12 protein-coding genes and 1 pseudogene are annotated in these 11,486 nt (G+C 41.1%); 5 read left to right on the forward strand and 8 right to left on the reverse strand.

Annotated features, from left to right (window positions below; all coding sequences use genetic code 11):
- Positions 1-113: 113 nt before the first annotated feature.
- Positions 114-411, reverse strand: a pseudogene (locus tag L4D78_RS24430) (ISAs1 family transposase); the annotation flags it as partial.
- Between the two features lie 396 nt (positions 412-807).
- On the opposite strand from L4D78_RS24430, the gene L4D78_RS24435 reads away from it, so the two are divergent.
- On the forward strand, positions 808-1,320 hold the full coding sequence (locus tag L4D78_RS24435; protein WP_428469343.1) for a hypothetical protein: 513 nt from the start codon (positions 808-810) through the stop codon (positions 1,318-1,320).
- A 139-nt stretch (positions 1,321-1,459) separates the two neighbouring features.
- On the opposite strand, the gene L4D78_RS24440 is transcribed toward L4D78_RS24435, so the two are convergent.
- The 6 genes from L4D78_RS24440 to L4D78_RS24465 all read right to left on the reverse strand — a co-directional run bounded on the left by L4D78_RS24440 (position 1,460) and on the right by L4D78_RS24465 (position 5,456).
- Positions 1,460-1,600: a S24/S26 family peptidase gene (locus L4D78_RS24440; protein WP_428469344.1), complete on the reverse strand. Its 141-nt coding sequence runs from the start codon at positions 1,598-1,600 to the stop codon at positions 1,460-1,462.
- Positions 1,591-1,728 carry a hypothetical protein gene (locus tag L4D78_RS24445; RefSeq protein WP_428469345.1) on the reverse strand — a complete coding sequence of 46 codons (138 nt, stop codon included), beginning with the start codon at positions 1,726-1,728 and terminating at the stop codon, positions 1,591-1,593. The genes L4D78_RS24440 and L4D78_RS24445 overlap by 10 nt, the downstream gene beginning before the upstream one ends.
- A 254-nt stretch (positions 1,729-1,982) precedes the next feature.
- Positions 1,983-2,732: a phosphate ABC transporter ATP-binding protein PstB gene (pstB, locus tag L4D78_RS24450; protein WP_428469346.1), complete on the reverse strand. Its 750-nt coding sequence runs from the start codon at positions 2,730-2,732 to the stop codon at positions 1,983-1,985.
- A gap of 18 nt (positions 2,733-2,750) precedes the next feature.
- On the reverse strand, positions 2,751-3,581 hold the full coding sequence (pstA, locus tag L4D78_RS24455; RefSeq protein WP_428469357.1) for a phosphate ABC transporter permease PstA: 831 nt from the start codon (positions 3,579-3,581) through the stop codon (positions 2,751-2,753).
- Positions 3,582-3,622: 41 nt separating this feature from the next.
- Positions 3,623-4,534: a phosphate ABC transporter permease subunit PstC gene (gene pstC, locus L4D78_RS24460; RefSeq protein WP_428469347.1), complete on the reverse strand. Its 912-nt coding sequence runs from the start codon at positions 4,532-4,534 to the stop codon at positions 3,623-3,625.
- Between the two features lie 103 nt (positions 4,535-4,637).
- A complete protein-coding gene (locus L4D78_RS24465) occupies positions 4,638-5,456 on the reverse strand; it encodes a phosphate ABC transporter substrate-binding protein (protein WP_428469348.1) in 819 nt (272 codons plus the stop codon).
- A gap of 377 nt (positions 5,457-5,833) precedes the next feature.
- On the opposite strand from L4D78_RS24465, the gene L4D78_RS24470 reads away from it, so the two are divergent.
- The 4 genes from L4D78_RS24470 to L4D78_RS24485 all read left to right on the forward strand — a co-directional run bounded on the left by L4D78_RS24470 (position 5,834) and on the right by L4D78_RS24485 (position 10,483).
- The gene (locus tag L4D78_RS24470) at positions 5,834-7,465 is read left to right on the forward strand and encodes a methyl-accepting chemotaxis protein (RefSeq protein WP_428469349.1); all 1,632 of its coding nucleotides are present in this window, start codon (positions 5,834-5,836) and stop codon (positions 7,463-7,465) included.
- 120 nt (positions 7,466-7,585) lie between these two features.
- Positions 7,586-8,509 (forward strand): LysR family transcriptional regulator, encoded by a 924-nt coding sequence (locus L4D78_RS24475; RefSeq protein ID WP_428469350.1) that lies wholly within the window; start codon positions 7,586-7,588, stop codon positions 8,507-8,509.
- Between the two features lie 252 nt (positions 8,510-8,761).
- The gene (locus L4D78_RS24480) at positions 8,762-9,979 is read left to right on the forward strand and encodes a NupC/NupG family nucleoside CNT transporter (protein WP_428469351.1); all 1,218 of its coding nucleotides are present in this window, start codon (positions 8,762-8,764) and stop codon (positions 9,977-9,979) included.
- A gap of 228 nt (positions 9,980-10,207) precedes the next feature.
- Positions 10,208-10,483, forward strand: coding sequence for a hypothetical protein (locus L4D78_RS24485; protein WP_428469352.1), 276 nt, complete (start codon positions 10,208-10,210; stop codon positions 10,481-10,483).
- 13 nt (positions 10,484-10,496) lie between these two features.
- Here L4D78_RS24485 and L4D78_RS24490 read toward each other — a convergent pair whose 3' ends face one another.
- Positions 10,497-11,291 (reverse strand): family 16 glycosylhydrolase, encoded by a 795-nt coding sequence (locus L4D78_RS24490; RefSeq protein WP_428469353.1) that lies wholly within the window; start codon positions 11,289-11,291, stop codon positions 10,497-10,499.
- Positions 11,292-11,486 lie beyond the last annotated feature (195 nt).

Raw genomic sequence — 11,486 nt, forward strand, 5'->3', positions numbered from 1 at the left:
CTGATACACAAGAATATTGCTGTTCAAGTTATGGAGTAAACATGAAAACAGTCGGAATATAAAATCAAAGGTCAGTCGTTAGGGGTAATGGCTCAGGGCTGGAGCATACTTTGTTAAACTGATTTAACATCAGCAAAAATTAGAAGCTCACGGTAGTCATCACTTAACAATGCACGCTGTAGCTTGTTCTTCATACTTCGTTTTTGGGTTGTTTCAAGTTTCGCCAAGTTCAGCGCCACTTGCCTTATTATCGCTAGTGATTCAGTTGCATTCAGGTCATGAACTCGACAGGCATCTTCCCTGTATACCACATCCAAAACCCAGTGCAGGCTATTCTCGATTTTCAGTGTCCACGTACGGCGTTACTTATAAATTCAGGTTCAATCCATGAGATGAGAGATAAAAACTCGTGCCTTCAACTAAAGACAAGTGATGGAAAAGTGATATATAAAGCAACCGAGAAAATACTTATTCTATTAGGTCATTACCTTACTGGTTAAATCAATAGTTTTAACAAAGTGCGATCCCGCCCTGAGGTAATGGTAGGTTTGGGACTGCCGTTCTACATTCGTTCTGTTTATTGTTTTGTGAATCAGTCGCTTGCCTTGATGATCTTCACCGTGGATAATGAAACTATGACTTTGGCTAAATCAATGCCATAGATAGAGAATGACATGATGGTCTCCAAGGAATTTGGTCGTCAGGCATTACCAAATGTGGCAAAGCCTGATTAGGGGGAGTCCATGCTATTCACTATGATTAAAGTTTAGAAATGGAATTTATTTATAATRAATAAGGAATATACAAATGAGAATAAAAGTAATAACAAGTTTAGCTGTATCAGCATGTTTATTGGTTAGCCAATCAAGTTTTGCTAATGATAATCAAAAGTTACTCAGTTCATTTCATGACTATGGCATAAAAAAATGTGATAACTTCATTATTGAAAATAGTGAGTTGAAAGGGAACTGGAATTTTTATATTAATAAACATGCAAATGGTATGGATGGAGTAGCTACGGAAGTAACATTAGTAAAAATTTGGGGTTCAAAGGGCGATACAGTTAAAACAGAAGATACATATATCCAAACGGCTAAAAATTGTTATTTAAGGCAGACGTGGACATTAACTGATTCAGGTTCCTGTTCTGATAACATTGATGGAAATGCGTGGTATATTTCTGGTCATATGCCAAATAAAGATTACACAACTTATAAAAACGCTGGTGGTATAGAGTTACATGCAAAAGAAATCTCAGTGGGTAATTTCAAGGCATGTATACAAGAAGGCTCAAAAAGAAACTCTTCAAAGCATGGGTAAATAACTCAAGTATTCAAGGTGACGTATTACAACAACTCGGCAATTTATTTTGCCGAGTATTTACTATTCTTACTTCAAATAACCTTGCCAAAAATAACAAGCTGATGCTCTTCAATTTTGATTTGATCGCCATTGAAATTCATATACATCCTTTCGCAGGCACACGGTGTAATTCATTAATCGTCGTTAAGCCATCAAACTGAATTAAGTATTTTCCGTTAATAACTCTCGTATTACTTGTGTCGATGAAAATCGTTTTATCTTCGTATCTTATGAGCATTCCATATTCTGGATATCATCCAAAAATTTTTTGTTAAAAAATAACGCGCCTTTGTCTGCCAATTCACCGTTATCTAACTCAAGGTATGGTAAGCGAGTACTGCCAACGTATTTATCGCTTTCATACATCTCACCGTCACCTTGCAATAACTATTTAAGAGAAACGCCAGTAGTTAAATGTACACGTAGAGCGATTTCAAATGGTGTCTATTTTTCTAAGAAAGTCATTTGAATATAGTAATGGAATGGGAGAACACTATGTTTGCAAATGAATGTCCAAAACACATTAAAACAAAAAAAGCCCCCTTACAAGAAGGGGGCAATAGTACCATCGCTATTATTATTCAGTTCAATACGACTTTAACTGAGGAATACTCCTCTAATTAGCCAAAGTCACCGTTCACGTAACCACGGGTGCGGTCATCGCGAGGGTTTGTAAATAGTGCGTGAGTGTCATCGTGCTCAACCAATTCGCCCATTAGGAAGAAGGCAGTTCGGTCTGAAATGCGGCGTGCTTGCTGCATTGAGTGAGTAACGATAACAATCGTAAAGTCTTTCTTTAAAGACTCCATTAAGTCTTCGATCTTCTTGGTCGCAATTGGGTCAAGTGCCGAGGTTGGTTCATCCATTAGGATAACTTCAGGCTGCATCGCGATAGTACGTGCAATACATAGGCGCTGTTGCTGACCACCAGATAGACCGAATGCATGCGATTTTAGACGGTCTTTAACTTCGTCCCAAAGCGCTGCACCACGAAGTGATTTTTCTACCACTTCATCAAGTACTTTTTTATCTTTAACACCTTGAGCACGCAAACCGTAAGCAATGTTCTCGTAGATGCTCATTGGGAACGGGTTTGCTTTTTGGAAAACCATACCTACTTTGATGCGAAGCTGAGCAACGTCGATGTTGCCATAAACATCTTCGCCATCCATGGTTAGGTTGCCATCAATTTTAACGCCTTCAATAAGGTCGTTCATACGGTTCAAGCAGCGTAATAGTGTTGATTTACCACAACCAGAAGGCCCGATTAATGCCGTTACCTGACGGTTAGGGATCGGTAAGCAAATTTGCTTAAGAGCTTGGTTTTCGCCGTAGTGCAGGTTTAGGTTATCAATATTAAATTTGTTCATGTTTCTTTTCCTCAGAAATTAGTAAGACGCAGTATTGAAACGGCTAGCAATGATTTTGGTTAACAAGTTAATACAAAGAACAATCACAATCAGAACGGTGGCAGTTGCATATGCCTGGTTCCATTCATGAATGGTGTAAAGCTCTTGTGTTAGCTTGTACAGGTGAACGGTTAACGTACGGCCAGAGTCAAGCATGCTCTCTGGGATACGGGCTACCATACCTGCTGTCATGAATACCGGTGCTGATTCACCAATAACACGACCTACGCTGAGGATGATGGAGGTTACGATACCAGGCATAGCGCTTGGCAGAATAAGTCTCCAGATTGTATAAATTTTTGACGCACCCAGACCATATGAACCTTCGCGGTAAGTCTGAGGAACGGCCATTAATGCTTCTTCTGTTGTGCGGATGATAACTGGAAGAATTAGAATACTCAGTGTCAGTGCACCTGACAGGATAGAGTAACCAAAGCCCATTACTACAACGAAGAATGTCATACCGAATAAACCGTAAATAATCGACGGAATACCAGCAAGTGATTCTGTACAGAAACGAACAACTTTAACTAAACGACTACCGACTGCTGCATACTCAGTTAAGTAAATTGCAGTCATGATGCCTAATGGTGCTGCTACACCTACAGATGCCGCGACCATGTAAAGGGTAGTCACAATCATTGGCCAGATACCAGACTCTTGTCCGATAGTGGTGTAGTCACTTGAAATAAATGTCCAGTCTACGTGCGATAAGCCGTTGCTTAGGATGTACCAAACAACCCACAGTAAGAAACCTACTGTAACCGCGGCAGCTGACCAGATTAGCACTAATGAAATTTTATCTTTCATCTGCTGCTTTTGTGTATTTGTACCTTGTAAAGCCATAATAATTACCTCGCACGCTCACGGTTTAAGTAAAGAAGCACAGCGTTAAGCATCATGATGAAGACAAGTAGAACAATACCAGTAGCGTAAAGTGCACTTGCGTGTAACCCCGTAGCGTAAGACATCTCAATCGCGATGTTTGCTGTCAGGGTACGGGCTGAGTCCAGTAAGCCTTCAGGCATTGCCGGAGAGTTACCCATTACCATGATGATTGCCATTGTCTCACCTAATGCACGAGCGACACCTAAGATAACGCCAGTCATGATGCCTGAGCGAGCAGCGGGTACAAGCAGCTTAAAAATGGTGAACATTTGTGAAGCACCCAGCGCATAAGAACCTTCCTTATAGCTACGAGGTACAGCACGAATAGATGTTTCTGATACGGTTATAACTGTTGGAAGAATCATAACAGCCAGAACTATGATACCAGCTAGAACAGTGTTACCAGCAGGTACAGAAAAAACATCTTGAATAAGCGGTACGATGATAACTAAGCCAAAGAAGCCATAAACAACAGATGGGATACCAGCTAGAAGTTCAATCATCGGACGAATAATGTTTGCTAGGCGTTTTGGTGCAACTTCTGCAATGAAGATAGCGGTTAAAACACCAATCGGGACACCAATTACAACAGCACCGGCGGTTGAAACAACCGAAGCCACAATCATTGGTGCAATACCGTATAGTGCTGGTGGAAGCCAGTCTGAACCCAGTACGATATTTGTTACGCCAGCTTGGGCAAAAGCATCGTAGCCTTCACGGAAGATGAAATAACCAATTAAAATGAGTGACAAAATGCCAATGGCTGCACTCGATAAAAATAAATACTTAAAGAACAGTTCACGCCAGTCAATTTTATCTTTGGCTTTGAGCGATGATCTTTTAGTTGAGCTTGCTATGTTATTTGCGATGGTCATACTTTCTACTCCAGATATCGGTTAAACAAGGTTTAGCCAAATACCGAGGAATCAATAAAAACCGGTCATCATCAAATGAGATGACCGGTAAAGGTATTAGTTATTACTTAACAGAGATGTAGCCTTTATCAGCAACTAGCTTCTGGCCTTCAGCACTCTTAATCCAAGTTAGGAAGTCTAGAGCAGCTTGTGAAGGACGACCTTCTTTGTAAAGAACAAGGAATGGACGCTGTACACCGTACTCACCTGCTTTGATAGCTTCTACAGATGGCTCATGGTTGTCGATAGACAGTGGCTTAACAGACTCGTCTACAGAACCTAGAGAGATGTAGCCAATTGCAAATGGGTTATTAGCAACAATTGTTTTCAGCTGACCGTTACCACTTGCAACTTGTGCACGTTGGTAGATAGCTGAAACAGTTATGTCATTAACTTTCATTTTTAGGTCCATGATGTCTTCGAAAGCACCACGAGTACCTGAAGCAGTATCACGAGTAGCAACTACGATTGGCTTGTCTTCGCCACCAACATCTTTCCAGTTAGTGATTTCGCCTTTGTAGATTTTTGAAACTTCTTCTTTAGATAAATCTTTTACTGGGTTGTTGTTATGAACAACAACTGCGATACCGTCACGAGCGATAACAACTTCTTTAATGTTATCTGCTTTTTCAGCTGTTTTAAGGTCACGAGAACTCATGCCTAGGTCAGAAGAACCATCGTGAGCTGCACGAACGCCAGCTGATGAACCAGGACCTTGAACTTCAACAGTTACATCGTTTTTTTGAGCGTAGGTTTCACCTAATACTTCCATGATTGGGGTGACGGAGTTCGAGCCAACAACAGAAACAGTTTCGTTTGCTACAGCAGGGTTGAAAACCATTGAACCTGCTAGGGCTAGCGCACCAATAACCTTTGTTTTCATTTTCCTAATCCTTAAAAAGCTTGGCGTTATTGCCAATAGGTTTGAATGAACGATGCCAAGATTAGGGAAGTTATATGACAGTAATGTTTCAGAACTTTGAACACTATATGACGCTCGTCATAAATGTTTAATAAGTAGTCAGTTAGGGTAAAAAAAACATTAAACCGGGCAGGATCTTAGATATTTATCAGTATTCGGACAAAACAATAGCTTCAAAAGTAGGCAGGAAGTCTTGATGTTGCTTCTATCTAATTGAATTTCATTGAGACATTGTTAGACATTAGTGTGATCTACGTCTATATTTGCGAGCGAATTACAGTCACCTATAAGTCAACTTTCGCATGGAAGCGATGTGAATTACGTCCCCCGGAGTTTGTATGCAGCTTTCGTTAAAAAATTTATCTATTCGTTCTCAAGTCATAATTCCAGTCATTCTTCTGGTTTTGGCCCTTGCCGTTACCGTTGTTATTTCAGGTAACCGGTTAGAGCAAGAACAACAACAAATGAATTCGACCACATCAACAGCACTCGTTAGCAAAAATGAAATTGCGAGCCTAATAGATAATACCTATAAAATGCGTATTAGTGCCGTTTATAGTTTATATGACTCAGAGCAGCTAAGCCGTTTAGACTCTGAGCTGAAGCGTGGTATGTCTTTAAATAGAAATAACCTCAGAGAGCTAGGTAAAGTAGAGGGGTTAGAGAATGAGGTGCAGCAGGCAACGTCAGCTCTTAATGAGTACGTTAGTTTCAGCATTAATACGATGATCCCTGTGTTGAATAAGCGTCACCAAGGCTTATTGGATGATAATACTTACGGCAACTATACGACTCAGTACCGTGAGAAAGGCAACATCATGGTGAACAGTATTGAAGCATTATCAAATGAAGTAAATCGATTGACTCAACGTGAGCAGAATAAATCGAATGCTGAACATGAAAGCTTGATGACCTCGATTTTCATTACGATAGTTTCTGTATTATTTATCGCTTTGCTATGTGCATGGTGGTTGTCTGGCTTAATTGTAAACCCAGTATTGAAACTACAATCTGTTATGCGTGAAGTGGCAGCAGGTAACTTGACTGTACGTGCTGAGCAAGATGGCACGAATGAAGTTGCTCAATTGAGTGGCGATGTGAATACAACCGTTGAACAATTAAACACGACGGTGGGCTCTTTAATTCGTATCAGTGAAGACGTTGCGGCCGCTGCCACTGAGTTAGCTGCGGTAATGACACAATCTGAAGTTAATGCGCAGTCAGAGCAAAACGAAATTGATCAAGTAGCGTCTGCGGTGAATGAGCTTTCAAGCACGGCAGATAATGTGAGCGATAATGCAACAACGGCAGATGCTACTGCGAAGCAAACCGATGAACTTGCGCGCCAAGGGCTGAGTGTTTTCGAAGAAAGTAATACAGCAAGCCAGCAAATGTCGCAAACCTTGTCTGAAGCGGCAGGTGTAGTCACTCGACTAAAAGATCAATCAGAGCAGATCAGCAAAGTGATAGAAGTGATCCGTGGGATTTCGGAGCAAACAAACTTATTAGCATTGAACGCAGCCATTGAAGCGGCACGTGCTGGTGAGTCTGGCCGTGGTTTTGCTGTTGTTGCCGATGAAGTACGTATGTTGGCAGCGCGAACGCAAGATTCGACGCAAGAAATCCAAACAATTATTGAAGAGCTTCAAGCGCAGTCAAATAATGCCAACGATAGTATGCAGGCCAGCCTTGAAATGCTTGATCAAAATCAAGTACTAACGAGTCAGGCAAATGACGTGTTGGTTGGCATTACTGAATCTGTTGTGCAGATCAGCGATATGAATACACAAGTAGCAACAGCGGCTGAGCAACAATCGCAAGTGACTCAAGATATCAACCGTAATGTGACGAACATGTCTGAGATTGTAAATCAGAATGTGGCAGGCATTAGTCAAAGCGCTATGGCAAGCAATGAGTTGTCTCAACTTGCTGAGCAGCAAAAACAGCAGCTGTCTTTCTTTAAGATTTAGCCCTAAAACTGTTAACCTTATTAAAGGGGGCGTTCAGCCCCTTTTTATTTTTTATAATGTTGTTTGATAAAATAGAGACAAGCACGCTACCGTGGTCTGAATATCAAGATAGGCAAAATAATGATAAAGAAAGCCCAGCAAATGATCGTTTTTAATGCCCTAACAAATCAGCGTAGCTTTACTAAAGCAGCTCAACTACTTGATATATCAAGAACACAGGTGAGTAAACAAATCCAGCAACTTGAAGAAAGGCTGGGCGTACAGTTAGTTCAACGCACGACACGTTCTTTCGCATTGACAGATGCAGGCCAGCGGTTTGCCATACACTGTGCCAACATTGTCGATGAAGTGAATGAAGCCGAAAGTGAGCTAGTGCAATCGAACGATAGCATGCAGGGGATCTTACGGGTTGGGAGCGCTCAGTCATTTGCTCGTCACCACATATCACCATATATCGCTGACTTTCACCTTAAATACCCGCAGCTTGATGTTGAAATGAGCTTGTTTGACCATAAGGTAGATTTAATTGCCGAACAGCTAGACCTGTGGATTGGGATGACATCGAATCCGCCTGAGGGCTTTGTGGCGAGGCATTTAGCGGATTGCCACTTTGTGCTCGCAGCCAGCCCTGATTATCTTGCCAAGAATGGTGTGCCATATCAGCCCAACGATCTTATTGATCATAACTGTATTATTTATCACAGTAGAGAGCGTAAAGATAACACGTGGAGCTTTCAGCAGGGTGAAGAGAGCATAGATATAAAGGTTACAGGTAATTATCGAGTAGATTCAGCTGATGCGATTCTCGATGCAACTCTCGCAGGGCATGGCGTGGGATACTTAGCTACTTATTTATTAGAGAAAGAATTTCAGCAGGGCAAGCTGGTGCGTTTAATGCCAGACTGGGCCTTAAATCAATATATGCCTTTGTACGCGATATACCCACGTTATAAGTTTCTTCCCAAAAAAGTACACCGTTTTATCGAGTTTGTACGCTGTCAGATCGGTGAGCCTGTTTATTGGGACAAGATTTTGAAAGATTAGTCATGGTGATATTGCTGAAAAAAACGCTACCGACGGTCATGAAAGAGCAGTGATTGTCACCGGAGGTAACAACAGTATCCCGTATTTGCACTAATGGGCTTAAATTCATAGATATTGCACGGAAAACATACTACTTCGTGTCTTCATGTTTCCAAACTGTAAATGTGTGTAACAAGATGATCCTTGTCACACTTTTTATTATGAATAGAATCCCTCCGCAATCGTTTACTAACAACATTGTGGAGTTTGGCCATGAGCTATCTGGTCAGCGCATTAGGCGTTATCACGCTTTTTGCTGTAGCAGTTCTTTTCTCTGAAAGCCGTAAAGAAATCAATTGGCGTACCGTTGGTGGTGCATTTGTTATCCAGCTAGTTTTTGCTGGTTTCATTTTGTATGTCCCAGTAGGCCGAGAGATTTTGAATAATGTGTCATCAGCAGTTTCTGGCATCATTGACTATGGCCGTGTGGGTACAGAATTTCTATTCGGAGAATTGGCTCAGTTTAAGCTCGGCTTCATTTTTGCAGTTAATGTACTGCCTACCATTGTTTTCTTTTCTGCGTTGATCTCTGTTCTTTATTATCTTGGTGTAATGGGCTTTATCATCCGCACTATTGGTGGCTTATTACAACGTTTCTTAGGTACAACTCGTACTGAGTCAATGTCGGCAACGGCTAATATATTTGTTGGCTCTGTTGAAGCCCCGTTAGTTGTTCGTCCATATTTGGCCAAGATGACTCGTTCAGAACTCTTTGCTGTTATGGTGGGTGGTTTAGCGTCGGTTGCTGGTGGCACGCTTGTTGGTTATGCCGGTTTAGGCGTTGATATTAGCTATTTAATAGCAGCGAGCTTCATGTCGGCCCCCGCTGGTTTAATGATGGCAAAGATCTTGGTGCCACAAACAGAAATCATTGATGATCAAGAAAGCACTTCTGATGATGAAGAAGATGAACCAGTGAACATCATTGATGCAGCGACACGCGGTGCGTTGGGTGGTTTACAAATTGTGATGGCGGTTGGGGCAAGTTTGTTAGCTATTATTAGCTTGATTGCCATGATTAATGGTGGTCTTGGCCATATTGGTGGCTGGACTGGTATTGATAACCTGAGCCTAGAATTCATTTTTGGCTACCTATTTGCGCCTGTTGCATGGCTAATTGGTGTGCCATGGTCTGAAGCAACGATTGCTGCGAGCCTTATTGGCAAAAAGATTGCTGTGAACGAGTTTGTTGCATTTGCTGATCTAATGGTAGTGAAAGACCAATTAAGTACGCATTCACAAGCGATTGTTACTTTTGCATTATGTGGATTTGCAAACTTAACATCGATTGCAATGCTGATGGGCGGTCTGGGTGGTGTTGTACCTAGTCGCCGACCTGATATCGCACGTTTAGGCTTTAAGGCTATTTTCGCAGCAACGCTCGCAAACTTGATGAGTGCAACAATTGCAGGTGTGTTTTTATCATTTTAGAACGATGAATGGGTGATTTGAGAATCATTGGTTAATCCGGTTCAAAAGAAAAACAGAGTGCTAAGCACTCTGTTTTTTTATGGGATAATGTTACGGTTATCCCTGTACCATTGTGATACCACGTTGGCACTTAAACTGCGTATAAGACCTAAGGACAAATTTATAATAGTAAGTTATGATGCGATTTTCTGTCTCAACTTTGACATTTTTCGTGAGTAGAAGCCTATTATGAAGTCCGATGTTGATAAGCTATTGAATAATCACCGTGATTTAGTGCACTCCGAAGGGGTCAAGGTGGTATCTCATACGCAGCGTGAAGATGCTGATTGGATCTTGCATACACTGATGCTAGAAGGCATCGATGTGCCATTTAAGTTCAAACGTCAGAAAAAGTACAAAAGCTTGAAGGGGGCAAAGGTTAATTTAACCTATTACCCCGCAATAGAAACTGTTGCAGGTTTTGAGATTGAAGTGATGAAGGTCGTACGGGTTAAACTGTACTAGCCACCGTTTTTGGTTATTCAAACGTGCATTTTCGACCTGACTCAAACCGGATGTTACGATAATAAGCCGTGTGTGCCGTTCTGCTATTTATATCAAATTCACCAGCCCAGTTTGATATACGGTTATCAGTTGCCCAGACATTGGCCATGATTCGAAGCTCACTGTCTGCTTTTGACGGAATAGGAGTCGTTGCTGTAGCTTTTTTTACTTTGTATACCAAATCACCATCGATGTACCATTTGATAGCATTCTTGGTCCATTTTATACCGTAACGATGGAAATCTTCTGATGCATCAAAATTTAAGTAAATAAGGTGCTCATTGCTTCTTTCGTATCGGTCGTCATTGGTCCAATAGTTAACCTGAAGTAAATTGGTGTTATTACCAAGAAACTCAATATCAATTTCGTTGTGCATACCATTGCCATTCTCTGGTTTGTCATAGGGGCCGGCGAATAAGAAAAATGAAGTAATGACGCCCGAGGCAGCGGCTGGTTTTATTTCGGCTTCAAAACAGCCGTAGCCGTAATAGTCATGGCTTCTAAGTTCGCCAGAACGAAATTCGACGCTATTATCGGCAACAGGAGAATAATCAAGAGTAATCGCCATGCCTTCAGCACTGTTTACAATCGATTCTCCTTCCCAACGATTATAAAATGGAAAGCCATTACTCCAGCCATCGGATTTCCACCAAATTGTATGGTTAAACTCAGCCAAAGGGTCATCGAAATTGTCTGCTGACATAGCCACTCCAGAATATAAGAAGGCGACTAAAGGTAAATAGGGGGTAGTGAGTAACTGCTTTAACATACTGGTTCCATTGATGCTGCTTAAGTAATAATAAAACTAGCAGCAAAAAAACAAGCATTACGACGAAATATGTCTCAATAATAAGATGTTTTTTGATATTAAGAAACACTTTGCAATGATGACTAGGAAATATTTTCAATATGCAATTTTTTGATTTGATAATTGTAATTAATGACATTTAACTAAGTATAAATC

The sequence above is a fragment of the Photobacterium minamisatsumaniensis genome, assembly GCF_050336695.1.
Classification (GTDB): domain Bacteria; phylum Pseudomonadota; class Gammaproteobacteria; order Enterobacterales; family Vibrionaceae; genus Photobacterium; species Photobacterium minamisatsumaniensis.

What these genes read in the sequence shown, in the direction of transcription:
- L4D78_RS24435 (WP_428469343.1), top strand. Translation starts at nt 808, where the DNA reads ATGAGAATAAAAGTAATAACAAGTTTAGCTGTATCAGCATGTTTATTG.
- L4D78_RS24440 (WP_428469344.1), bottom strand. Translation starts at nt 1,600, where the DNA reads ATGCTCATAAGATACGAAGATAAAACGATTTTCATCGACACAAGTAAT.
- L4D78_RS24445 (WP_428469345.1), bottom strand. Translation starts at nt 1,728, where the DNA reads ATGTATGAAAGCGATAAATACGTTGGCAGTACTCGCTTACCATACCTT.
- pstB (WP_428469346.1), bottom strand. Translation starts at nt 2,732, where the DNA reads ATGAACAAATTTAATATTGATAACCTAAACCTGCACTACGGCGAAAAC.
- pstA (WP_428469357.1), bottom strand. Translation starts at nt 3,581, where the DNA reads ATGAAAGATAAAATTTCATTAGTGCTAATCTGGTCAGCTGCCGCGGTT.
- pstC (WP_428469347.1), bottom strand. Translation starts at nt 4,534, where the DNA reads ATGACCATCGCAAATAACATAGCAAGCTCAACTAAAAGATCATCGCTC.
- L4D78_RS24465 (WP_428469348.1), bottom strand. Translation starts at nt 5,456, where the DNA reads ATGAAAACAAAGGTTATTGGTGCGCTAGCCCTAGCAGGTTCAATGGTT.
- L4D78_RS24470 (WP_428469349.1), top strand. Translation starts at nt 5,834, where the DNA reads ATGCAGCTTTCGTTAAAAAATTTATCTATTCGTTCTCAAGTCATAATT.
- L4D78_RS24475 (WP_428469350.1), top strand. Translation starts at nt 7,586, where the DNA reads ATGATAAAGAAAGCCCAGCAAATGATCGTTTTTAATGCCCTAACAAAT.
- L4D78_RS24480 (WP_428469351.1), top strand. Translation starts at nt 8,762, where the DNA reads ATGAGCTATCTGGTCAGCGCATTAGGCGTTATCACGCTTTTTGCTGTA.
- L4D78_RS24485 (WP_428469352.1), top strand. Translation starts at nt 10,208, where the DNA reads ATGAAGTCCGATGTTGATAAGCTATTGAATAATCACCGTGATTTAGTG.
- L4D78_RS24490 (WP_428469353.1), bottom strand. Translation starts at nt 11,291, where the DNA reads ATGTTAAAGCAGTTACTCACTACCCCCTATTTACCTTTAGTCGCCTTC.